Origin of the sequence: Niallia oryzisoli (assembly GCF_036670025.1) — a bacterium.
Lineage (GTDB): Bacteria > Bacillota > Bacilli > Bacillales > Cytobacillaceae > Bacillus_BD > Bacillus_BD oryzisoli.
The window spans coordinates 2939523-2963301 of the sequence record NZ_CP137640.1; the positions used below are offsets into that span (position 1 = coordinate 2939523).

At 36.0% G+C, this 23779-nt stretch carries 22 protein-coding genes and 7 pseudogenes; 13 read left to right on the forward strand and 16 right to left on the reverse strand.

Annotated features, from left to right (window positions below; all coding sequences use genetic code 11):
- The first annotated feature begins 22 nt into the window (after positions 1-22).
- The 4 genes and pseudogenes from R4Z09_RS14685 to R4Z09_RS14700 all read left to right on the forward strand — a co-directional run bounded on the left by R4Z09_RS14685 (position 23) and on the right by R4Z09_RS14700 (position 3584).
- The gene (locus tag R4Z09_RS14685; RefSeq protein WP_338453001.1) at positions 23-1567 is read left to right on the forward strand and encodes an acyl-CoA carboxylase subunit beta; all 1545 of its coding nucleotides are present in this window, start codon (positions 23-25) and stop codon (positions 1565-1567) included.
- A 55-nt stretch (positions 1568-1622) separates the two neighbouring features.
- Entirely contained in the window at positions 1623-2324 is a 702-nt protein-coding gene (locus R4Z09_RS14690) for a CoA transferase subunit A (protein WP_338453002.1), read from the forward strand.
- A 94-nt stretch (positions 2325-2418) separates the two neighbouring features.
- Positions 2419-3067 (forward strand): annotated as a pseudogene (locus tag R4Z09_RS14695) (3-oxoacid CoA-transferase subunit B).
- 124 nt (positions 3068-3191) lie between these two features.
- Positions 3192-3584, forward strand: a complete 393-nt coding sequence (locus R4Z09_RS14700) for an FAS1-like dehydratase domain-containing protein (RefSeq protein ID WP_338453003.1) — start codon at positions 3192-3194, stop codon at positions 3582-3584.
- 88 nt (positions 3585-3672) lie between these two features.
- On the opposite strand, the gene R4Z09_RS14705 is transcribed toward R4Z09_RS14700, so the two are convergent.
- A complete protein-coding gene (locus tag R4Z09_RS14705) occupies positions 3673-5244 on the reverse strand; it encodes a glycosyl hydrolase family 28-related protein (RefSeq protein WP_338453004.1) in 1572 nt (523 codons plus the stop codon).
- Positions 5245-5476: 232 nt separating this feature from the next.
- On the opposite strand from R4Z09_RS14705, the gene R4Z09_RS14710 reads away from it, so the two are divergent.
- The 3 genes from R4Z09_RS14710 to R4Z09_RS14720 all read left to right on the forward strand — a co-directional run bounded on the left by R4Z09_RS14710 (position 5477) and on the right by R4Z09_RS14720 (position 7037).
- Positions 5477-5863: a hypothetical protein gene (locus R4Z09_RS14710; RefSeq protein WP_338453005.1), complete on the forward strand. Its 387-nt coding sequence runs from the start codon at positions 5477-5479 to the stop codon at positions 5861-5863.
- A 224-nt stretch (positions 5864-6087) separates the two neighbouring features.
- Positions 6088-6453 carry a nucleotidyltransferase family protein gene (locus R4Z09_RS14715; protein WP_338453006.1) on the forward strand — a complete coding sequence of 122 codons (366 nt, stop codon included), beginning with the start codon at positions 6088-6090 and terminating at the stop codon, positions 6451-6453.
- Positions 6454-6680: 227 nt separating this feature from the next.
- On the forward strand, positions 6681-7037 hold the full coding sequence (locus tag R4Z09_RS14720) for a tyrosinase family protein (protein ID WP_338453007.1): 357 nt from the start codon (positions 6681-6683) through the stop codon (positions 7035-7037).
- Positions 7038-7253: 216 nt separating this feature from the next.
- On the opposite strand, the gene R4Z09_RS14725 is transcribed toward R4Z09_RS14720, so the two are convergent.
- The 8 genes and pseudogenes from R4Z09_RS14725 to R4Z09_RS14760 all read right to left on the reverse strand — a co-directional run bounded on the left by R4Z09_RS14725 (position 7254) and on the right by R4Z09_RS14760 (position 11288).
- Positions 7254-7421 carry a hypothetical protein gene (locus R4Z09_RS14725; protein WP_338453008.1) on the reverse strand — a complete coding sequence of 56 codons (168 nt, stop codon included), beginning with the start codon at positions 7419-7421 and terminating at the stop codon, positions 7254-7256.
- A 28-nt stretch (positions 7422-7449) separates the two neighbouring features.
- Positions 7450-8310 carry a DUF421 domain-containing protein gene (locus R4Z09_RS14730; protein ID WP_338453009.1) on the reverse strand — a complete coding sequence of 287 codons (861 nt, stop codon included), beginning with the start codon at positions 8308-8310 and terminating at the stop codon, positions 7450-7452.
- A 17-nt stretch (positions 8311-8327) separates the two neighbouring features.
- Positions 8328-8534, reverse strand: a complete 207-nt coding sequence (locus R4Z09_RS14735; RefSeq protein WP_338453010.1) for a DUF1657 domain-containing protein — start codon at positions 8532-8534, stop codon at positions 8328-8330.
- A gap of 12 nt (positions 8535-8546) precedes the next feature.
- Positions 8547-8900 carry a stage V sporulation protein AE gene (spoVAE, locus tag R4Z09_RS14740; protein ID WP_338453011.1) on the reverse strand — a complete coding sequence of 118 codons (354 nt, stop codon included), beginning with the start codon at positions 8898-8900 and terminating at the stop codon, positions 8547-8549.
- Positions 8901-8903: 3 nt separating this feature from the next.
- Positions 8904-9152, reverse strand: a pseudogene (locus R4Z09_RS14745) (stage V sporulation protein AD); the annotation flags it as partial.
- Positions 9153-9884 (reverse strand): TIGR02206 family membrane protein, encoded by a 732-nt coding sequence (locus tag R4Z09_RS14750; protein WP_338453012.1) that lies wholly within the window; start codon positions 9882-9884, stop codon positions 9153-9155.
- A 419-nt stretch (positions 9885-10303) separates the two neighbouring features.
- Positions 10304-11040 (reverse strand): annotated as a pseudogene (locus tag R4Z09_RS14755) (DUF6044 family protein); the annotation flags it as partial.
- 95 nt (positions 11041-11135) lie between these two features.
- The gene (locus tag R4Z09_RS14760) at positions 11136-11288 is read right to left on the reverse strand and encodes an MFS transporter (protein ID WP_338453281.1); all 153 of its coding nucleotides are present in this window, start codon (positions 11286-11288) and stop codon (positions 11136-11138) included.
- 799 nt (positions 11289-12087) lie between these two features.
- Between R4Z09_RS14760 and R4Z09_RS14765 the strand changes: the two genes are divergently transcribed.
- Positions 12088-12603: an undecaprenyl-diphosphatase gene (locus R4Z09_RS14765; RefSeq protein WP_338453013.1), complete on the forward strand. Its 516-nt coding sequence runs from the start codon at positions 12088-12090 to the stop codon at positions 12601-12603.
- A 147-nt stretch (positions 12604-12750) separates the two neighbouring features.
- Here the strand turns inward: R4Z09_RS14765 and R4Z09_RS14770 are convergent, their stop codons facing one another.
- A complete protein-coding gene (locus tag R4Z09_RS14770; protein WP_338453014.1) occupies positions 12751-13044 on the reverse strand; it encodes a hypothetical protein in 294 nt (97 codons plus the stop codon).
- Between the two features lie 236 nt (positions 13045-13280).
- Positions 13281-14408, reverse strand: a pseudogene (locus tag R4Z09_RS31095) (MGDG synthase family glycosyltransferase).
- Positions 14409-14536: 128 nt separating this feature from the next.
- On the opposite strand from R4Z09_RS31095, the gene R4Z09_RS14785 reads away from it, so the two are divergent.
- Positions 14537-15388 carry a metallophosphoesterase gene (locus R4Z09_RS14785; protein ID WP_338453017.1) on the forward strand — a complete coding sequence of 284 codons (852 nt, stop codon included), beginning with the start codon at positions 14537-14539 and terminating at the stop codon, positions 15386-15388.
- A 79-nt stretch (positions 15389-15467) separates the two neighbouring features.
- On the opposite strand, the gene R4Z09_RS14790 is transcribed toward R4Z09_RS14785, so the two are convergent.
- Positions 15468-16019, reverse strand: a complete 552-nt coding sequence (locus R4Z09_RS14790; RefSeq protein ID WP_338453018.1) for a YkoP family protein — start codon at positions 16017-16019, stop codon at positions 15468-15470.
- A 653-nt stretch (positions 16020-16672) separates the two neighbouring features.
- On the opposite strand from R4Z09_RS14790, the gene R4Z09_RS14795 reads away from it, so the two are divergent.
- Positions 16673-17299 (forward strand): DedA family protein, encoded by a 627-nt coding sequence (locus R4Z09_RS14795; protein WP_338453019.1) that lies wholly within the window; start codon positions 16673-16675, stop codon positions 17297-17299.
- A gap of 242 nt (positions 17300-17541) precedes the next feature.
- Positions 17542-17811, forward strand: coding sequence for a hypothetical protein (locus R4Z09_RS14800; protein WP_338453020.1), 270 nt, complete (start codon positions 17542-17544; stop codon positions 17809-17811).
- 809 nt (positions 17812-18620) lie between these two features.
- Here the strand turns inward: R4Z09_RS14800 and R4Z09_RS14805 are convergent.
- Positions 18621-19049, reverse strand: a pseudogene (locus R4Z09_RS14805) (ISL3 family transposase); the annotation flags it as partial.
- Positions 19050-19511: 462 nt separating this feature from the next.
- Here R4Z09_RS14805 and R4Z09_RS14810 point away from each other — a divergent pair.
- Positions 19512-19727 (forward strand): hypothetical protein, encoded by a 216-nt coding sequence (locus R4Z09_RS14810; protein WP_338453021.1) that lies wholly within the window; start codon positions 19512-19514, stop codon positions 19725-19727.
- 83 nt (positions 19728-19810) lie between these two features.
- On the opposite strand, the gene R4Z09_RS14815 is transcribed toward R4Z09_RS14810, so the two are convergent.
- The 3 genes and pseudogenes from R4Z09_RS14815 to R4Z09_RS14825 form a co-directional block, all read right to left on the reverse strand.
- Entirely contained in the window at positions 19811-20338 is a 528-nt protein-coding gene (locus R4Z09_RS14815) for a YsnF/AvaK domain-containing protein (RefSeq protein WP_338453022.1), read from the reverse strand.
- Positions 20339-20418: 80 nt separating this feature from the next.
- Positions 20419-20937 carry a YsnF/AvaK domain-containing protein gene (locus R4Z09_RS14820; RefSeq protein ID WP_338453023.1) on the reverse strand — a complete coding sequence of 173 codons (519 nt, stop codon included), beginning with the start codon at positions 20935-20937 and terminating at the stop codon, positions 20419-20421.
- 584 nt (positions 20938-21521) lie between these two features.
- Positions 21522-22230 (reverse strand): annotated as a pseudogene (locus R4Z09_RS14825) (IS6 family transposase).
- Between the two features lie 184 nt (positions 22231-22414).
- Between R4Z09_RS14825 and R4Z09_RS14830 the strand changes: the two are divergent.
- A pseudogene (locus tag R4Z09_RS14830) lies at positions 22415-23476 on the forward strand (alkene reductase).
- Positions 23477-23779: the final 303 nt, after the last annotated feature.

Genomic DNA, 23779 nt, shown 5'->3' on the forward strand with positions numbered 1-23779 from the left:
GAGTAATAGGGGAGGAAAAGGAATGACAATAGATATGAACCCACTACAACAAATGTTGAAGGATAGAGTAGAACAAGTTAAAAAGGGCGGAGCGCCCAAATATCATGAAAAAAACCAAGAGCAGGGGAAATTGTTCGTCCGCGATCGTTTATCATTATTATTCGATCCCGGCTTTGAATTAGAAGATGCGTTATTTGCTAACTGCATGGCAGGGGACCTGCCTGCAGACGGTGTTGTGACAGGAATGGGTAAGATTAATGGCCAGCTTGTCTGTGTGATGGCCAATGATTCAACGATCAAAGCAGGTTCTTGGGGAGCAAGGACGGTAGAGAAAATCATTCGAATCCAGGAAACAGCTGAAAAACTTCGCGTGCCATTATTATATCTAGTAGATTCAGCTGGAGCACGGATAACAGATCAGGTGGAAATGTTCCCAGGCCGTCGTGGTGCAGGAAGAATCTTTTACAATCAAGTGAAGCTTTCAGGTAAAATTCCACAAATCTGTCTTTTGTTTGGTCCATCTGCTGCTGGCGGAGCGTATATTCCAGCATTTTGTGACATTGTCATTATGGTTGACAAGAATGCATCTATGTACCTGGGATCGCCGCGAATGGCCGAAATGGTCATTGGTGAACATGTAACGTTGGAGGAAATGGGCGGCGCCCGTATGCACTGTTCTGTATCAGGCTGCGGTGATGTGCTTGCGAAAAATGAAGAAGAAGCCATTTCACTTGCTAAAAACTATCTATCTTATTTTCCTGCTAATTTTTCAGAGAAACCGCCCGTTCGTGAGGCTGTGCCACCTAAACAATTAAAGAAACCATTAGAAGAATTGATTCCGGTTAATCAAAATTCAGCTTTTAATATGCATGATCTAATAAACGGGATCATTGATGAAGGCTCCTTCTTTGAAATTAAAAAACTATTTGCAGCTGAACTGATTACAGGACTTGCTCGCATAGATGGAAAACCTGTCGGAATCATTGCCAATCAGCCGCGAGTTAAAGGCGGGGTATTATTCCATGATTCAGCGGATAAGGCCGCAAAATTTATTAATCTTTGTGATGCCTACCATATTCCACTATTATTCCTAGTTGATGTTCCTGGATTTATGATCGGAACAAAAGTAGAACGGGCAGGAATCATCCGCCATGGTGCAAAAATGATTTCAGCGATGGCTGAAGCAAGTGTGCCAAAAATTTCTGTAATCGTACGTAAAGCATATGGCGCAGGTCTTTATGCAATGGCGGGCCCTGCATTTGAACCGGATGCTTGTCTTGCTTTGCCTTCTGCCCAAATTGCGGTTATGGGACCAGAAGCAGCCGTGAATGCCGTTTATGCTAATAAAATTGCGGCACTCCCTGAAGAGGAGCGTGCCGCATTCATTGAACAAAAACGCGAGGAGTATAAAGAGGATATTGATATATACCGATTAGCTTCTGAAATGGTCATTGACGGTATTATTCCTGCAAACTCATTGCGTGAAGAGCTTAGCAAGCGTTTTGAGGCCTATGCTTCAAAATATCTTATTTTCTCAGAACGAAAACACCCTGTGTATCCGGTTTGATTTTTAGCAGCTCATTTCAATTGGAATAGACTTTTCTTAAAAGGAGGCGGGCCCTGTGAAGAATGGAAAAATTGTAAACTCTTTCGCGGAAGCCATTCAAGATATTACAGATGGCGCAACCATTATCGTCGGTGGTTTCGGACTGTGCGGAATTCCGGAAAAAGCAATCTTAGCCTTAAGGGATCAAGGAACGAAAGATTTAACCATAGTTAGTAATAACTGTGGCGTTGATGATTGGGGGCTTGGACTGATGCTCGCAACCAAGCAAATTAAGAAAATGATTTCATCGTATGTCGGTGAAAATAAAATTTTTGAAAAACAATATCTAAGCGGTGAGCTTGAAGTAGAACTCGTTCCTCAAGGAACGCTTGCTGAACGAATTCGTGCAGGGGGCGCCGGAATACCTGGTTTTTATACGGCTACCGGGGTGGGAACTCAGATTGCTGAAGGAAAAGAGACCAAGGAGTTTAACGGAAAAATGTATTTATTGGAAGAGGGAATTGTCGGTGATTTCGCACTTGTGAAAGCCTGGAAAGCCGATCCGCTTGGAAACCTTGTTTTCCGAAAAACATCACGTAATTTTAATCCATTGGCTGCAACGGCCGGAAAAATAACGATTGCTGAAGTAGAGGAAATCGTTGGGATAGGAGAGTTAGATCCCGATGAAATCCATACACCAGGAATCTACGTTCAACGTATTCTGCTTGGAACATATTATGAAAAACGAATAGAAAAACGGACTGTTTTACAGGCTTAATGGTCATGAAGTATGTTCTATGGGACAGGCTATAATTGTTTAATAGAAATGAGTGCTTTTTCAATTGTTTAGGAGAAAAGGAGTGAGGAACTTAATGGATGCGCGATTAACGATCGTAAAGCGTGCGGTTCAAGAAATTCAGGATGGCATGAACGTAAATTTAGGGATTGGAATGCCGACACTGATTGCCAATGAAATTCCGGGCGAATATAACGTGTTACTTCAATCGGAAAATGGGCTTATTGGGCATTGGACCTTACCCGATTGCAGGAACAGAAGACCCTGATCTAATAAATGCGGGAAAAGAAACGGTAACCGCTGTACCTGGTGCTTCTTTTTTTGATAGTGCTGAATCCTTTGCCATGATTCGCGGCGGTCATATCGACCTTGCCATCCTAGGGGGAATGGAAGTATCTCAAACAGGAGATTTGGCTAATTGGATGATTCCAGGGAAGATGGTCAAAGGAATGGGAGGTGCCATGGACCTAGTAAATGGCGCAAAACGTGTGGTTGTCATCATGGAACATGTGAATAAGCATGGAGAATCAAAGGTCAAAAAAGAATGTACACTTCCCCTTACTGGAAAAGAAGTGGTACACCGCTTAATTACTGATTTGGCTGTATTTGATTTCACACCTGAAGGAATGGTTCTTGTGGAAACTCAAGAAGGAGTATCTGTTGAGGAAGTGAGTGAAAAAACAGAAGCTGCATTTAAAATTGATGTCAAATTTTCAGTTAAGTAAGAGATTAGACTGGGCCTAGTGATAGGTTAATAGATAGGATACCGTACATCGTTTTTTTCCTTGTACGGTTTTTTTGTTTAATATTATTGTTAACTATCAAATCAACATTTAGGAGGAGATGACTATGCCTTTAAAAATAGGAGATATCATGACATTTGAACGGACTTTTACCATTAGAGATGTTGAATTATTTACAGAGATTTCAGGAGATGAAGGGATTCATCATATTACCCCAGATGAACAGGGAAGGCTTGTCATTCAAGGATTATTAACAGCAACTCTGCCGACAAAAATTGGCGGCGATGCAAACGTGTTGGCTCGTACGATGAATTTTGAGTTTATAAGACCTGTGTTTACGGGAGATACAATCACTTGTGAAGTTAAAATTAAAAAATACGACAGACAAGAAAACAATAGAACCGCTATTATTGCATCTTTTTTATGTAAAAACCAGCATGAAAAGGAAGTTTTACTTGGGGATTTTTCAGGCGTCATTATTGAAAAGAAGGAGAAATAGCTTATGGGAGAATCCAGTATTATTTTCTTCTAAAGTTTACTGAACCATTCACTCAGCGGGACTAGGGATGACCCCTAGATCCGCTTCATCAAACGAAAACACTTTCCATTTTTACATCCTCCATTTTAATATCAACAATACCTGATCCTACTTCAATTGCTTTTGAGAAGGAAGCATCTGTCGTAACGTTTTGAATATTGATAAATTCAGCGCGATTTTCTCCGCCAAATATTTTAATGGCCGGTCCTGCTTTGTGAAAGTTTTTAAACGTAAAGTCCTGCAAAACAACATTTCTTGCACGATATTGTATAGCCGCGACAGGGTTATTTCTAAAATCATAATCACTGTCACCAATGGACCAAAAGTGATTGATGACCACATTTTGATAACCAGAAATAACTAAGCTGCGGGGCGCAGAATCCTTATATAACTCTGAATAGACGGGCTCGATTGAAACTAGGCCGCAAGCCCAAATATTATAGGCTGTTTTCGATTGTTCATCCGTACTTTTGTGATGTCCGATATGGCGAAAATTATAGGAACGATTATCATTTACGGAAATATGTCCTACAATTTGTACATTTGAAGCAGCGGAAGAATTTTGATGTGCCTTAATTTCAACCCCGCCAAAACATCTTGCTGTCGAGTTATGAACCAGCAGTACGTTTCTTGAACCATCATCAATCTCAATTCCATTTGAATTGGAAAAACCTTTTTGATGAGAGCGGCCGCTTGGATCACACATATGAGAATGAGAAATAAACACATAGTCACTGTGATGGGAGGTGATACCATCATCCCCAAAGCCATATCCGCTTAATTGATCCAGCCACACATATTTACTGCCTCCCCGGGCTCTGTATCCATCACCTGCATAACTATAGAAAGTGGAAGAGATATCGAAACAATGGAGTCCCGGATTAATTCCTTCCACATCCTGTACCCAGCCATATGTAACATTCGCATAGGTTAAACAGCTCGAATGATTTCCCCATGTACTTGTTTTTGTTGTATTCCCAAGCCTTTCAATATTCCAATCGAGACTAAGACCGCTAACAATAAGATGATGATTGCCTTTCCAATGGTTTGTATTTGTAACTAATCTTGTACCTTTAGGCGCTTGATCATGTAATTTAAGAGTGGTTATACCTTTTCCCGCACCTTCCAAATAGGTCCAAGATGGAAGCCGGATGCCTTTCGTAATAAAAACACCAGCGGGAACAAGAACTTTTACCCGTCCATTTCCCATTGCTTTTCGAAAAGCAGCTGTGCAATCGGTTTTTCCATCTCCTACAGCGCCGAAATCTGTGACATTGACCACACGGGTTATTTGATTTAAAAGTTGATCGTATTCTCGATCCAGCTTTTCCTTCCATTCTGGAAATATGTTTCCATCCACATCCGCAATTGTCTTACAAGGAGCTAGAAGGGCAGCTGGTTTGGAAAAAATCCGAAAAAACCTCTCTGAAACTTTTTCTAAGAAAGGGCGTGGCTGCTTTAGAAGTGCTTTCGGTATTTCGGGTACATGATGCTGACAGGTATGCTCAAACAGCTTTTCTGTCTCCTGCACCATTTTTTTGATAGGCAGATAGTTTTGCGTAATTTGCGCTAACAGTTCAGGATTTTTTTGAGGATCATGGGTTCGATCAAAATGAAGCATTTTTTCACCTCAATTAACAGCATTATCTACCATTATACTCCTTCGCTCTGCAAAACTGGAAATCAGTGAAGCGTCAGCCAATCTTCATGTGGGACTAGGGCAGAGACTGTTACACTGACAGAATAAATAATTGAAAGGAATTATTGGTTATGTGTTGAAGTATAGATAAAATGGATATTTTTTTAAAACTTTAGTCAGGATTATGGAAATACTTATTTGTTGGGAGAAGAGGATGCATCTTTTAATTCGAATAGCTGAAATACTGTTAGGAGTCATTTTTTTAGGTGCAGGTTTAAATGGATACGTTGTTTTGTTTGGCTTTGAAGCATTCGCTCCTACGAGCCCAGCAGCAATTGAATTTTTGGGTGATGGTTATTTATTGGCGATCGAAAAAGGAGTTGAAATCATCACCGGTATATTATTAATCATTCGCAGGTTCGTTCCTCTTGCCTTAGTTGTATTAGCCAGTATCATCGTAAACATCTTGGCGTTTCATATTTTTGTTGATTCCGAGCTGCTGCTATTAGCCATTTTAGTCGTTTTATTAGAAGCACTACTAGCTTGGTACTACCGTGAAAGCTACAAAGGCATATTGGAAAGCCGGCCAAAGGTACGTTAATGGAATGCAGGGACAGCACCCTGTTCTAAAAACAACTATGTAATAAAAAAATAGTTAAACCCATCAAATGGGGCGAATATTTCTTACACTCGATTACCATGGATCGGTGTACCTGTCCCCCTGACCCAAAGAAGGTGACGATATGGAGGCAGTTATCCTTGCCGCCGGGTATTCCAGCCGTGCAAATGCATTTAAAATGACATGGCCGCTGGGGGGAAATGTCCGTGTTAGAGCATACGATATCTAAATTTGAAGCCGTTTGCAGCAGGGTCATCGTCGAGGCTGGCTTTCAAGCAGAAATGATCCAAGAGGAAATCGCAAAAATTAGCAGTAAAAATGTCTATTCATTCAGGATAAAGTTTGTTTACAATGAAACCTTTAACCAAGGAATGTTTCGTTCCATTCAAAGGGGCTGCAATGAAGTCCAGGCGCAATCATTCTTTATAACACCCGGAGATTGTCCGCTTGTAAGAAAAGACACCATTCAGTTGCTAGCAGAACAAAAGAGGGACGTAGTGATTCCAAGTTTCAACTATAAAGGGGGGGCACCCAATCAAATTAACAAGCAAAGTGAAACAGAAAATCCTTAAAACGAATGCAGATAGTAATTTGCGTCAGGTCCTCGACGGTTTCGAAAAAAATTACGTGAATGTTGGTGATCCGGGAGTTTTAATGGATATTGATACACCGAAGGATTACCAACATGCGATTGACTATTATAAAGCTTAAATTTATTGATATTTCTCCAACGCAGCTTGATTCGATCAGTCAACAAGATCGAATTTAAGCTGCTTTTTTTAAAAAAAATCAATAGATAGTGAAGACGGATGGAACTCAGTTACATAATCGTGTTCATGTCTGGGTAGGGGGATCAATGGTTCCAATGACTTCACCTAATGACCCTGTTTTTCTACTACATCATTGTTTGGTGGACAAGGTTTGGGCTGATTGGCAGGAAGGGCGTGCGAAAGAAGAAATGTCACCTAAACCAAACTACGCTCCCGAAAAAGATGGTCCATCGGATCATAACCTGGATGATGAAATGAAGCCATGGAATCGAAAAATCCGTGATGTTCTTGATATTTCCAAGTTAGGCTATTCGTACGAACAACCAGTAGCTGAAGCAGCAATTGTTGCTGAAAGCCATCCTTTTTCTCCATTCGAAGCTATATAACTTCACAGAGTATAACTTTGCCTTGTATCCGGATCTGCGCAATCTGGCGAACTTATTTAAGCTCTAGAAAAGAGGTTGTGAATGGCTCCTTTTGATTGGGTAACGAGACAAAAGAGCATTTCCATATTGTCTAGCTACTGATTCATTTTTACTATGCATGGATAGAGACGGGCAAAAAGCATGTTCTAATTTTAATTGTTCTGCAAGCCATTTAATTTATTTAATTAATATAGAAACTTCGCTTAGAAAATTATTGTCGACCTCATTAAGAGCGATAATATCAGCATGCCTATTTTCAATGACATCCGCAATTCTGTATAGATCTACTTGTTTATCAACACCTTTACCGTGATGAATGTTAAACGTCATTACTTTAATTTCCAAAATCATTCCTCCATATTATGGTTGTTGATTAACTTTTTAATATATAGGTTACTTTCTCAATGGCTTCTTGTAATTTTTCACTATTTTTACTATACATTTGCTTAGCTTCCTTTGATTCAGTTCCAAGAGCAAATAGTTCTAAATCGGCTTGGCATTTTTTCAAGGTTGAAAGGATTAAAGGTCTTTCTTGAGGGGAAGCGACTTGTAATTTATCGTCAAACAGGTCCACTTTTAGCTCACCATAGGAATTTACTTGTCCAAGGAATATATTTTCTATTGTAGCCCCTAATTTTTCTAATTCAGTATGTAACCAATCTCGACTTCGTCCAATTGTGGCAAGGGGTTCATCCATTATTTCTCCATCCATAATAATCGTTTGGGGCTCCTTGATTGAAGCAAAGGTCAAGTTAATATCTTTTGCTGTTAAAGGTTGATTCTCTTTCTTTAACATGACGGATAAATCCCCTGTGGGCTCTAATACCGCAAATTCGACATCGGCCACTTGGAAAACATTTTTTTTTCGAAGCAATTCTAATAACTCATCTGTTGAGTATCTTTCTTTTTTTAAATTATCTTCCATGATTTTCCCATCTTTAATGAATACAGATCCTTTGCCTTCTACAAAATCACGGAACTTTTTACTTTTTAAAGCAATAAGACCAACTATATATGGTATAGCTGCCATAACTAGAATGGCTAATCCTCCTATAATGATACTATGTCTTACTTCAAGGATAACGATTGCTGCAATTCCTCCTATCGTAATACCTGTTACATATTCGAAGAAGGAAAGTTGAGATAGTTGCTTTTTGCCTAAAAATTTTGTGATAAAAAACAGAACAATCATAAACAAAATGGCTCGAGAAATAATATTTAGCCAAAGAGGCATTAGTAGACTCTCCTATCTTAAAATCCTTTATATTGGAATTCTGCCCGTTCTAATTCCCCAACTCGTTTTTTTAAATCTGTTACTACCTCATGTATAACCATCATGGTTTCATGTAGTGTGCGTTTCGATTCATTATTTAGAGTTCGTAATGCTAAACTTGAAAGACTAGCTTCTACACCTTTAAGGCTTGCAAAACATTGTTTCACTTCAGATCCAATTGTCATCTTACATTCTCCTTATTCTTTTGGTTTAAAAATTAAAGCCCCTATCATACCAAATACAATAGCTGCTGAAATACCAGAACTTGTTACTTCGAACATCCCAGTGAGTAGACCAACCAACCCGTGCTTTTCTGCCTCTTGCATGGCGCCATGAACAAGGGAATTCCCAAAACTTGTAATAGGAATAATTGTAGCTCCTGCCCTGGCAAAATCAATCAAGGGTTCATATAAACCTAAGCCATTTAAAATAGCACCCACAACTACAAGAGTTCTTAACGTATGTCCCGGTGTAAGTTTGAAAACATCGAACATAGTTTGCCCAATCACACAAATCAACCCACCTACTGTAAAAGCCCGAAAAAAATCCATCCTTTATTGTTCACCTCCGTATTCAATCGATACTGAGTGGGCAATACATGGAATCGTTTCGTTTTGTTGAAAAGAAAGGGGTGATAATAAAGCACCAGTAGCCACGACTAACATTCTTTTAAATTCTCCTTTTTTCATACGGTTTAACAAATGACCGTAAACCACCGTTGCTGACCATCCAGCACCACTTGCACCTGCTAGAATCGGTTGTCAATCCCAATAAAACATAAGACCACAATCTTGGTATTGCTCTTAATGATTATGTGAACGTTCCCCGTAATTTTTCTCCCGTTTTCGAAAAATTAGCCAAGCGATTAAACTAAAAACGATTAGTAAACTTTCCAAAGTAAAAATGTACCAAGGATATGGACCGAGCACATCGAATAAACTTGGGCTATCAGGTTTATGACGTAAAAACCAATAATTCCCATTAACTCTCTTGTTAACGAATAAAATAACTGGTAAAAGTAGATTAATAAAAATGATCATTTTTATTGCAGTTAGGAATGTTGGGTAATATTCTCTTGCCCACGTAAAATATAAAGTAACCCATACAACCATCATATGGGCATAGAAAAAGTGAAAAAATCGAAAGTGTGGAAAATTGTATGTTAAAGCTGGAGTAAATATCGCTTGAGGTGCACCTAAAATGGCAATAAAGAATAATAGTTCAAACACTAGTTTTTTTCTAGTAAATAGTAAAATTACACATAATATGAGACCTATATTACACAATTCTAACGGCATGGAACGGCCTGCTTTCCAAATACCGTTCACATACATCCATACCTGATTCGTGATTTCAAATAAAATCAAAGAAATGGCTACGCCTACTTCGTTTTTTCTCCATTTCTCATGACTCAATTTTTTTCGTTTTAGAAAAATTACACCTGTCATAAGGATAAAGATTGCCAATACAACAAAATGACTAAGAGAAAACATATCAAAATCGAAAGACTTATTATCCTTACCAAACCAACCCATTTTTTCCCGCCCCTAGTTAAAAATTTTACAATATAGGATTTTAAAGGTGATTATGAAAATATTTTTTCCTATAGTTGGGATATTATCCATGATGGATTTTAAAATAGGAGGTTTTAAACCGGGATTATTCGTTGGGAATTAGGATGTTTATCAGAATTGTTCGAATAAAGAAAAAAGTCCAAGGAACTTTATTTTCCTTGGATTTTAAAATGCCCAAAGGTTCCATATGGAAAATTTACCTTTATAAAGCAATATAGAACCTAGGATGATACAGTAAGAAAAAAGCTGGTACTCGCCATTTAATGAGAAAATTCTCTCTAAAACTATTTTGCAGCTGAGTAATTATTTAATTGTGATTAGGTAAGGGAAGATTGCCTTCTATTAAATAAAATATTATCTTTTTGTATTAGATAACCATTGTAGCTTAAAGGATAGAATTATTATAAGTATAGAGGGTGAAAAATCCATTATACTGTGCGATTGCAGGGTGAACTCCGATACTTGCAACCCGATATTCCTTTTGAGGTATTCCAATATATTCCTTCATTTCACTAAATTGCTCCTCTGCAAAGAATTCCTTTACAGTAGGTTGATTATGAAAAATAATTTCCCCATTAAAAATTGAAACAATGAAAACTTGTGCACTTATAAGAACAAGGGCTGCTTTTTTCCAAGTTGCCCCTAAAGAATAAAAAATTTTAATTGAGAGCGCAAATAACAAATAAATGACAAGTGGCCTTAAAAAGTGGAAGCGGGCAAAGTTGAACGTATCAAGAAAGTGAAAACGTTCAGTTAGGGGTAGCCAATAGTAAATACATCCCTATAAAGGCAACAATTCTTGTGATGGACTGGCTTAAAGCATATGCAATCATCGTCGGGAATAAGGCATACAGCCAAACAATAAGGCTAAATTCAGTACCAAAAGCATTTCGTGATAGATTTCCATTGATGACCTGTGGAATTACAGCGTTAATGGATCCAGATAATTGTCCACTTTCTGCAAGAACCTTTACCAAGCAAGATTAGAATCCAAATTATCATGTACTCGTATATGGGCGTTTTCCCCTAAAAAGAATAGTGGGGATAAAAAAATAGCTAGTGCCAGTAAGGCAAAAAACATAAGTTTGTTTTTTATTTTGATTTTTTTAGTTAACAATCTTTACACCTTCAATAAACATATATCTAAAAAATTACTAAGAAGGCAGTAACAGCTTTAAATTTCGATTGCTACTATAACTCAGATCAGAATGATTACCTTTTTCTACCAATATGATCCGATAAAAAACCTGCAAGGGGAATGAAAATGATGGTCAAAATTGAGTAGATTGTAATAGTCATACTAGATTGAAAAGATGATATCCCAAGTTTACTTTCCATTACGGGCATCGAATTCTCTAATGTCATGACAAGTGGAATGGATGAGATAGACAATACAGTTATTTTTTATTACTAGTTTGTTTTTGAATCATTTTTTTATCCTTTTTTTTGGTCTTTATGAGTTGGATTTTACTATATGTACCATCTACCAACACGCCTTTGTATGTAACTATATTTAAGGGCGTTTTAAAGATCCTTTGGAAAATCATACTGCTCTTTAATATGTATAGTATATGATTTATTATAAATTTAGAGGATTCATTGTAAATTGATCTAGGGGTGTCACAGTAATTAGGGGAGAAGATGATGATAGTTATTTGAACATAAGGCAGAGTGTAACCGAAGGATTGAAAAATTATAGATTATCAATTTTATCAGCCAATCTAAATAAATAAACTTATGTAATGGAGGATGTATTAGAATAAGTCATAATTTGTTTTAAATGAGAATAAATCATATAATATATTATGTGCAAACGTGTGTTCCTGTATGAGAACAGGCAAATGAAGACCAATATTTCAAGTGAACTCGAAGAATTAATAGATGAGAAAATTTATTTGGAAGAAATACAAAAGGTGATAAAGACTATTTAAGTTAAACTTCTTATTCTAGAAAAGGGCGCATTTCTCAAATAAATAAGGGGTGCGTCTATTTTGGTTTAGGACAGATTGTGGAATACCTTAAAAGGCTTTGGTATTAGCAATTTAATCTTAGGAATACATTAATACGGGCTTATTACAGCTAATTCCCCATTCTTCGATTTTTACATACTTTCTTTCATAGTAGGGAATTTTATTTGTATCTATAAAGTTAGGAGATATTCTTTATGAACAATAAAGTATTTAAGTTAATTAATCAGTTTTCTGGACGTTGTTCTCCAATTGATTTGCTGATGATATTGATATCAAATAAGATTCGTTATGTGTTTATTTTTGTGTTGATTTTCATGTGGTTTAGAAATGATTCTTACAAAAAAGTGTCTTATAATGCGGTAAAATCTATGGGGATTACATTGTTAATTCATACTTTAATAAAAATGTTCTATTTTAAACCACGTCCTTTTATAAAACATCGTGTAGGCATACTTATTCCTTCAAAAATGGATACTACATTTCCAAGTAAACATACTTTGCTAGTATTTGCTATATCTACTTCTATCTTTTTTTATGACCGTGTCCTCGGTTCAATCATGTGGGTTTTATCAGTATTGACGGGCTTCTCCCGTATTTGGGTAGGGCATCATTATCCATTTGATATTATCGGAAGCGCCTTTATCGCCACCATAACTAGCGCCATATTAGAAAAAATCTCTAGCAGTGTTAATTATTCTGTTCGTCAATAGCAACTATCATTTAACTAATATCATGTATAATTACTATTTCTATTTTTAAAGTATCAACAGAAGCATTTGTTTCGGATTTTACTGATTCTAGTTTCTTCGCCTAAAAAATGCCCATCACAATGTGGGCATTTTTAGGTGAAGAGCCATTTATTTGTTTGTTAAATTTTTTATATTAGGTACCAATTCTTTCGCAAACTCTGTTACAGCAGCAACGTTTGGCATATTACCAGTTGTTCTCATTCGAATATTACTCATTACATTTTGAACAGGGCGTTGCATATTTCTATTTTGGTTTCTTTTCAACCCATATGCTGCTGCACTAACCCCTAGGCCTAATAAAGACGCCCATACCATGCTTCTGTTGTTTCTTTTTCTAACAAACATATTATAAATGTTTTGTATCCTCTTTGTATTCAAAAGCGCTAGTATCCAGTTGTTCATTTTCATGCACTTCCTCTATAGAGAAATTTGGGAAGTAAAACTTTTACCTTCCATTAACTAATATTTGCTTTAACAGATTTGATAATGCTGGCAATCTTTTGATAAGGTCTTAATTTCAGTAATCCATTCAATAAGGTGCTAAAAATTAATTATGACAAAAAATGTAATTGCCGAATGTACGATAGCTACTTTTTGAAATGATGAGGTTTAAAAAAGGGTTTAAAACTACTTTATGTTTAGATTAAAATTTCGGCAATTAATTCAGATGGTTCTTTTGAATGGATTTGAGAATGAAAATTTGCTACCTGAAGTTGGTAACGATTTAATCCATCTTTATCTTGGAGAATGGAAAGGATTTGTTCATATATGCTCCCCTTGTTTAAATGAAACGCAAGACCGCTTCTATTAAATGCTGTAGATTAATTTCTTCTTGGCCTGGCAAAGCATCATAAATTAGAGTAGGCTTACGCTTAAAATGACTTTCACGACTTTCACTGATCGTTACTCCTCCAGGCTTTGTTAAAATCGTATCGATTTGATTATAAAGATCATTCATTTTCTTTCTACAGCTGATATAGGGGTAAGGAATCACATGATGATTTTGTAGCCTTTTTAGCTTTTCATATAATTTTATATTTTAACCACATAGTACATAAAATTGAATAGGCTGAGGAGAATGAACAGCTCCAAGATTTTCGAGTAATTCTTCTATTCCCCCAATCCCCAGATTTCCACCTGAAATTAACACCAAAAATACGGACTTCTTTTATAATCGGGTAGTTGTAACTGTTTTTTTATTTTTGAATGGACAGGTATTCCTGTAATAATTTTCCTATTGATAATTCCTCTATGTGTTAAATATTCCTTCATTTGGTAGGATGGGACAAAATGAAAGTCGATATGGTCTTATCCCCAAAAACGATGTATATAAAAATCCGTATACACATTGATTACCGGAATCTTTATATCATTTTCTCTTTTTCATGTAATTAAGCATATAAGTAGGTAAAGCATGAGTACAAACAATTAAATCTGGTTGCTTTTCTTCTAAAAGCTTCTTCATAAAAGACAGAAATAACCATTCATATAGCCGGTAACGTTTATTTTCTTCTATATTTTTGTAGACTGAGTTTTTATAGATAGAATGATACAAGGTTGGAAATGTGTGAATCCATTTCAAGTAAATATGAGAAACCATTTTTTCTACTTTACCGTAGCTATAGCTGAGAATATCGACCTTTTCACAGTTAATATCAGGATGTATTTGCATCATTCCATCTATTAAAGCATTTGCTGCCTGATGGTGACCAAATGGAATTTGCAAAAAATGGCAGGAATAAAATAGATTTTGTTTGTTTATTCATAATTCACCGCTATATCTTGTATCATCTTCCGTCGAAAATATAAAATAGAACTGGGATTTATTCCATCTATTACTTGTAAAAATTACAGCCTTTTTCCTGTATAATTTTTTAGGAAGGAGGGGTGATGATTGAAGATACTATTCATTTCTTTTATAGCAATTATTTTTTATTATTTCATAAACAAAGCTTATAAAAACACGAAAGATATCGTGATCAATAGAATCAAAATCAATAATGAGCTATTCAACGAACACCATCCGAAATTAAACATTTTGCAGCTTTCTGATTTGCATCTAGAAAATATATCGATTTCCCCTGATGAACTGTATGAAATGTTAAAAGATGAGCCCCTTGATTTAATTGCACTTACTGGAGACTTTCTCGACCGTAAACGTACCATTCCCAAGTTAGTTCCCTATTTAAAAACTTTAAACCAATTACAAGCAAAATATGGTATCTATGCCGTCTTAGGTAATCATGATTATGTTTTACACGAAAAGGACTTAAAAATATTAATTGAAACACTTGAAAAATATAATTGCAAAGTTTTACAAAACGAAAATGACCTCATTTCTGTTCATGGAACATGGGTCAATATCATTGGCATTGATGACTTTAGTACAAAACGAAGCAATATGGAAGCCTCTTATCAGGGAATAAAACCTGGAACAAACTTAGTTTTAACCCATGATCCTAATATTGTACTGCACATGAAAAATTTCCATTTTGATTATTTGCTTGCTGGTCATTTTCATGGTGGACAAATTTGTTATCCAAAAGCGTATCACCTTGCAAAAATGGGTAAGCTTGCCCGAATGAATATTATTAAAGGGTTTCATATGCAAGATGGAAAACCTTTTTATATTAGTGAAGGACTGGGTCAAACGGGTGTGAATATCCGTGTTGGAAGCCGACCTGAAATCACACTTCATGAACTAACATTGGTAATGGCTGATAGAGAAGCTATAAAAGCCGTATAAGGAAAAAGCTGTTATTTTTTAACGGCTTTTTCTATATTAATAAAAAGTCCACCCTTAGAAAACATGATGCAGCGTTCAATCAATGTCTGTACATTTTTGATAATTTATCCGTAGACATTAATAAATAACTTGGTTTATGTTGCTTAAGTTTATGGAAAAAAGAATGTTGACTAGATAGCATCTCAATCGGTAAGAAAGCAATCTGTTTAAACCATTTATAAATAGGATGAGAAATGTTAAAAACCTCAAATCCCAGCCGTTCACAGCCTTTGTTTAATGTTGTAATCCCTATAATTCCTTTAATCTCACTTGAATGAGGATGATTTTGAATATAAATGTCAATTGCAGGTAAAGACCTTCTAACGTAGCTATAAATCATTTTTGCTTTTTTCATCTCACTGTTTACGTTTTTAAATTCTTTTAGCAATCTAACATTGTGAAGATGAATTTTAACTAATGTATCGTTTTTGTTGATCTGTGTCCCATCTGAAAGGACGATATTCCTGCCTTTATATTTTGTCAGTCTTACCCGGAAAATATTGTCATCTTTGGTGGGTAGGTATGTAAGGTGTGAACATTGATAGTATAAAGGATCTATTAACCCCCAAATGGAGATAATATAATCTCTCATATTTCCTGATCTCCTTTTTCTTTACCATTTTTCTATTTTATTTTTTATTGAAAAATAAAATTTTACTTATGGTAAATTAGGGCGATAAACGGAAAGAAACAAAGAATTTTTTATTTTTTAATAAAAATGTTACTTCCCCATAAATAATTTTAAACTCCTTCTTAAACAGTGCCAAGTGCGTGTATCCATCTTTAACTGTAGTTTAAAATCATTAATTTCTTCGAATAACAACTTGACCACACTCCATCCATATTTTAGGGAAATCTAAATACCTGGAAATCATGAGGAAATTTAAACTTTCAGCACTAGAAGCCCCTAAGGATCCCTTAAAATAAGGTTTAAAAATGAAGTTTTACTTCTAAGTTTAAAATATAAATAAATGATTCGAAAATAAAAATAGTAACCCGTTTACATTCGAACAGGTTGCTGTTTTTTTATAGTTTGAAAATTATTTATTCCAAGACCTATTTTATTAACCACAATGGCTATGGTATCAAGCTCCACAAAAAGACATTTGTCTGTCTGTGATGTCTGCCACCATTTTTGTATAAAGTCTAATAGTTAACAAACAATACTATATAGGATTAATAGGCTCGGTAATCCGACTATCCTTATACAACAAACGTATGAGGAAGCAGGAATGAGGAGAGTTTATGGAAATCGTTGAACGTTTGTTTGCTCAATATGGATATTTAGTGTTGTTAATCGGTCTTCCTATGGATTTAATTGCTCTTCCAATACCTCCTGGAAACTCGACACTTGCATACACAGGATACTTATCCTACAAACATGTTCTCAATTTAATACCAGCTCTAGCCGCTGCGTACTCTGGGTCGGTGCTAGGAATAACGATTACGTATTGGATCGGAAACAAGTTGGGCATGCCACTAATCGAAAAATACGGAAAATGGCTGTTTTTGAAGCCAGAATATTTGAAGAAAACAAGAATGGCTTATGAGAAATATGGGAACAAAATACTTCTATTTGGTTTCTTCTTGCCAGGTGTCAGACAGTTCAACAGCTACTTTGGGGGCATCATTCAAATTCCATATCGGACCTTTGCTTTATATGCCTATACAGGCTCTGCCTTATGGGTATCAATATTTATCGGTATCGGTTATGTGTTCGGTTATCAATGGCAGCTTGTTTTTACTTGGATAGAACATTTTTTTAAGTTCACCTTAGTCATATTTTGTTGTACGATAGCTATTTTTCTCTTTTTGAAATGGCGTAGTCGGTTTAGAATAAAACTAGACATACATGAAGGGGAATCAGAGTAAATTACTACCCACCAGACTAAACCTATACCGACCCTTATGGATGACAATCAGAATTGAGTTTCATTCTATAGCGACCCTAATATTGCAATTATGTATATCCTTTCCAAAATAAAAAGCTTCACCAAATAAAACACTTTGAAGAAGTTTTTAGTCATTACCGTATGTAAATTCATACATAATTTTAAGCGCAAAGTAAAAAAATATGTTTGTATTTGAGTCTTTAAAGAAAGTTGGAATATAACATGACCGTAATTAACAAGTTAAACAAACTTATTCTTGCAGGTACAGTTTTATCTGCCATGTTAATTGCAGGTTGTAACAATAATGATCAGGATCCACCACCGGAAGATAACAATAATATGATTGTAAATGATGATATGAATAATAACAATGGCAATAACGATCAAAATAATAATCTAAATTCTGAAAATTTACCTGGCGTTGATGAAGATGATAACATGTTTAAAGATGATGAAAATGATAAAGATCCAGATCCAGAGGATTCAATATAGATGCAGAAGATATAGGTAATGAGAATAACAAAGATGAGTAATACAACTAGGTAAAAAGCCGATCTTCCTTTACGTAGGAGAATCGGTTTTTACTTAATTCTTAATAAAGACAAAGGTGACTTTTAAAGGAAAAGTATCAAATTGCTTTTGAGAAAACTTTTTTATTAATTAAGACCATTATTTGTTATTAAATTGATTTTTGTTAGGGACTAATTCTTTTGAAAACTCCATTATAGCATTAGACATTTTGGGTATTTGACGGTTAGCAAACACTAGCATGGAAATATTAAAATTGGAAAGTGATTAATTTTTCTTCCAATACTTATGAGGAAGTGTTTGAAATTGAATAATACCTTTTTCAGTACAAGACAACGACAAAACCTTATAAAAATGTTTAACAGGAAAACAACAACCGAGCGAGGTATGATATGGGCGTCTTTGATAGGTTTGGGTATTAGTAAAGTTGCATTTGGGCTTTAGAAGAACTGGAAACAGTAATATGTTAGCTTCTGTTCAAAATTTAATGAATAATTTCCGTTACCAAATGCTGGCAATGTTTTGATATGGTTTTTGTAAAACAACCAATAAAGTTTTAATCTATCTAATTAGGGTACACAGCAAAACGCGAATTAACAAGGTTAAGAAATTTGAATGCTTTCCACCGTGGAAGACAGAGAGAAATAAATACCTTATCAGATAAATTATTAGTCTCTTCACCATTGTTTGTGATTTGGGGAAAATTCCGGTAATAAGTTATCTAGTTTTAAAGCGACCAACTATCATCTACCATATTGCTGAAGAAGGAGGGGCTAGGAAAGCTGTTTCTCATAAGTCTTTCCTGTACATTTCAAAAATACAAGTGTTCTAAATCGATATAGATTTCTATATCCATAAGCTCTACGTCTAATGTTTTTGATTTTATGATTGGTGCGTTCTGAACGACCGTTTGTATAGGGCGATTAAAAGTATTACAGAATTTGATTCCGCCAGTTTTCTATGGTTTTAGCTGCCTCATGAAAAGATGGAAATGGGCTGGCCCAAGCTAGTTGAATCCATTCCGTTAATAATTGTTCCGCGGCTTCGTAATCGGTTGATCGATAAAAGTCTCTAAATAGCTCTTTAAGTTAATAGGCATAGGCTAGATCATCGTGAATTTCCAACATTTCATTTAATCTTGGTTTATATTGTTCCTTTACATTCTCATAGCTTTTCAGAAGGTGAAAGCGAGCCTTTTTTAGATGTAAGCGGTTGGCGCGGCATCCAACTGCCCAGCAATTAGTTTCCGGGTAAAGAGGATACAGTTCTGCGATTAATAAATCAAAAAAGGATTAAACATAAAAGGTAAAAATTCCTTCTTCAGCTAAACCAGTGCAAGAGTTGAAGTTCCGGGCTGCCGTAATGGGCAGCCTTCTTATTGAAGTAAAGGGAGGTTAGTAAAACAAGATTTAATCCATTGTGAAACCATAACCTTTGTTAATTTGTATCTAAATAACCATGTTTTAAAACAAAAAATAGGTGGTATAAAAAGAGAATGAAATGTAATCAATGCCAAAGTGAAATGATAGAAGATTGTAAAGTTAATATTGAAGGTGGAATGTAAGGAATTAAAATAAGTAAAAAAGGTAAAAGACTTTTCAACAATGTATCTGCAAAACCTAAAGCAGCTGTTTGTCCAAATTGTGGTTATGTAGCCTTTTACATTGATGAATATAAAGAATTTAGTGAGTAGAAAGGCTATTTATTCAACGGGTGCTTTTCTTGAGGTGCTTTATGTAGCTGATGAGGCTCTTGAGCATGAGAATGTTCATTCGATTGTGATTGAGTCTGTGAATGAGTATTGCAGTGTCATGCCTCATTCGTTTGTGATGCAGTTGGCTGTAAGGGTGTTATCAAAGCAGCGGGTTGGTTGCTGGTGAGACGAAGGTGATCTTAAAGGTTACGAAGAAGGAGTGGGGTAGTTCCTTCACATATTCACCACCTGAATATGGCGGAAAATGGTTTAGTCCTTCGTTTCAGATGGCAGTTTTTTTATGACATCCGCATCACCTGCAACGTCAACGTGTGCTGTTTCTTTTTTTAACTTTTTCTTTATTTGTTTCATTTCTTCTATTTGGCGTTTTGTAATCGATACTTCATTTACTTGCACAGGGTGTTTTCTTATTTCAACTTCTTCTTCTTTCAGAGGAATTCGGAGTTCCTCCTCATCTCCTGCTTCTATTACCATTTCTTCACGCTTAATCGGAATCGTGAACGTTTTCTGTTCTTCAACGACTTCTTTATGAACCTTTACCTCACCCATTTGTACTCGTTCTTTTTTTATCTCCAGCTGCTCTTCTCGTAATTGAAGCGTTTGTTCTTTATTTTTATTTGTTTTTTCAGAGGATCCGTCGATGTTCCTTCTCGCAGTCATTTTATAACTAATACCGCCAACGATTGCTCCTAAAACGAGTCCTGTTACGAACGTAAAACCTGTTACCCAACCGATTATGCTACCGATTATTGCACCAATAATAATATACTTTCCCATAGGACCTCCTGAAGTTCTTTTTTATGTAAAGAGGATGGAAAGAAACCTACTTAACTAAAAAGTTAAGTAGGTGGGAACAATTAGTCCTCTTTGATAAGATCTGTAGTACCATGTGATTCAACATCTGCAACTTCTTTACGAAGTACTTCGCGTACTTGTTCTGTTTCCTGAACCGAACGTTTATGAGCGGAGACTTCACCAGTGACGACCGTGTGCTTTTCTACATCGATTTTTTCAGCTGTTACAGGAATGTGAACTGTTTCTTCTTCAGTAATTGGTTCATCTGATGGTTTGTGATCAACGGCTCTTTGTTCAATAACGACCTGATCATGAAAAACAGGGACATCCACTGATTTTTCTTCCTCAACAATGTGCTTATGAAGTGTCACATCACCCGTATCCACCCGATATTTATCGATGTCCATCTCTTCCTCACGAAGATCAAGATGTGCGTCTTCTGCTGCAAATTCTGTATCAGCAGTGCGATCTACTTCACGTACCTTTTTTTGAGTTTCCTTTTGAGTTTCTTCATCGTTAAATAAAAAAATCCAAAAAGCCCATGCTGAAAACCTCCTAAGGGATGTGTTTTGATCGTACAACTAGTACTTTTACCTGTGTGAGTGAAAATATGCGCGTGAATTTTGGTGGCTATTTCTTAAAAAGGCTTTGCTAAGCTATTGGGTGTATTTTACATCCAATGTTTTATTACTGTCTACTTTATAGGCGCAGTTCAGCCAACAACAATTCATTTTTCGATTTTTAACAATTGGGCACTCCTCTTTAATAAGAAGGTGCTTTTTTTGTAATGGGTCAGATTCTGGAACAACATATTTAAGGGTTTGGATTATGTTAAGGTGTAGAAGAGTTTGTGAAGGGTTCTACTTAAACTTGCTCAGTTAATTCATTAAGAAAAGTTTAAATAATATTACCATAATTAAATTATTTAAAGGGAAGGACCCTAGAGAAAAAACTGGAAATAAGTCTCTAGGGTTTTTTGTGCTTTCGTTTCTATTAATCGACAAGAATTAATTATTTGGTCAGTCTTATAATAGAATTGAGATAAGCTACATTTAATAAATGAAAGTTCGACAATAATTTGCAAAATTCCTATTATATTTTAGGTTCTGGTGCAAAGATTACATCCATTTGAAAGAGGTATATAGATTCCTAATGGAATCTGTTCTTATGCAGCTATTCCAAATAGTTGATGAATGAACTTCACTTGATTTTGGACAGACTTGTCCTGTAAAGTAAGTTGTCCTTTTTAATGACATGCATCGTTTCTATTCCCGAAAGAATAGATTTGGCTGTACGAAAAGATTTCAATTCTAACATCGAACGAACTCTCTTTTTAATAAAACTATGATCTTGTTCCACAATGTTATTAAGATATTCTACCTGCCTTATTTGGATGCCTACGGGCATCTTTTTCTCTTTCTTCAACTCTTCAATCGCTATAGGATAGGCTGGGTTCTTGTCTACTGTGATAACACGGGGCTTTGAAACATGAAAAGTCCGCAAAGCTTTCTTGAAAAAAGCGCTTTGTAGCCTTATGATCTCTTGTTTTGCTTAAACAAAAATCAATCGTATTTCCTTCTGAATCAACGGCACGATATAGGTACATCCATTGACCTTTGCCTTTCACATACGTCTCATCGACTCGCCAAGAATCATTGGTTGGCTTAAGATGACGCCGTACTCGCTCATCTAATTCAGGACCATACTGATGAACCCAGCGCATGATGGTTGTATGAGCAATAGATAGTCCGCGTTCTTCCATCATTTCGACTAAATCACGAATACTGAGGTTGTACCGTAGGGTACCATCTCACGGTTAATAAAATAATATCAGGTTGATAATGTTTCCACTTGAATAGATTTTGCTTTTCCATAAGAGTAATGCAAAAATCTTACAATGACAGTATCTTTGGCCTAAAACATTTTAAACTGAGCATCAGCTTTTTTGAGTGAGTATATAATTTGTAATTTTTGCTAAATATCTTTATCCTAGGTAACACAGCTATTACTTAAAGTAAGCTGGTGAAAATAAATAAGAATAATCAGGAGGAAAGCATAATGGAACATACGATGATCAGTAAGCTTTTTGAACCTGTAACTATAGGTGAGTGGAAGTTGCGTACAAGAACAGCCATGGCACCAATGACACGCTGTTTTGCTGATGTTTTAACAGGAGTTGTTGGTGGAGATGTCGTGGAATATTATCGTCGACGTGCAGCGGATGGAATTGGTCTGATTATTACTGAAGGCATAGTCATTAGTCCTCGCGCAAAAGGTAATCCTGGCGTTCCGGGGCTGTATACTCAAGAACAAATTAATGCGTGGAAAAAGGTAACAGAAGCGGTGCACTGAGAAGGTGGAACGATCATCGCACAAATTTGGCATGTTGGTAGAGCAAGTCATTATGAGATTGCTGGCAATCTACCACCACAGGCACCATCAGCTATACGAGCGGAAGGAAAAGTATCACGATTTGGAAAACCTTTTGATATACCTGAAGAAATGAGTGTCGACGATATTAAAGAAGTCATCGGCCAATATGCACAAGCAGCAATAAATGCGATTGAAGCAGGTTTTGACGGAGTTGAAGTGCACGGTGCCCACGGATATTTAATTGATCAATTTAATTCAGATATTTCCAATCATCGGACAGATAGATACGGAGGAGATCTTGCAGGCAGACTAACATTTATGAAAGAAGTCTTAAAGGAAGTTATTGATGCAGTGGGAACTAATCGTACACTTATTCGATTTTCAGCGTTAAAAATTGACCAGCCGGATTACATGTGGGAAGACCCGGAAGAAGCTATTCAAACTTTTATTGAAGCTTTCAAAGAGGTTGGTATAAAAATGATTCATCCGTCCACCATGGAATTTACCAAAACAATTGCCGATGGAAAAACAATGCATCAGCTCGTCCGTAAATATTGGGATGGAGTTATTGTCGGAGTCGGAGATATAAATGCTGATACAGCTGAACAAGCAATAGCAGAAGGAACGATCGATATCGCTGCTTTTGGACGTCCGTTACTTGCCAATCCAGATTTTCTTCATCGAGTGGAAAAAGGAGAAGAAATTATTCCCTATGATGCGAAAACTCATCTGAAAGAATTAATTTAGTCCTATTTGTTTCTTAAAAGCGGATGTCTCATAAATCATGAGCGGAGTCCCTGTATTTCGTTAAATGGAAAAACAGGAATAAGGGTGATTTAACGAGAGCCTTCGACAGCTATATGATGTTTTAAACTTACTCCTGTTTAACAGTCGCCATTCCTAGATAAGAGGTACGTCTTATGATAATACAACGCTTGTTTTTTAAAATGGTTTGTTAAAAAATTACTAGCTTCTTTAACTATTGAGTAGCAAGAGTTAAAGATCACTCTTCGTTTTAGTGGCTTTTTTATGACACTTAGCAGCAAATTG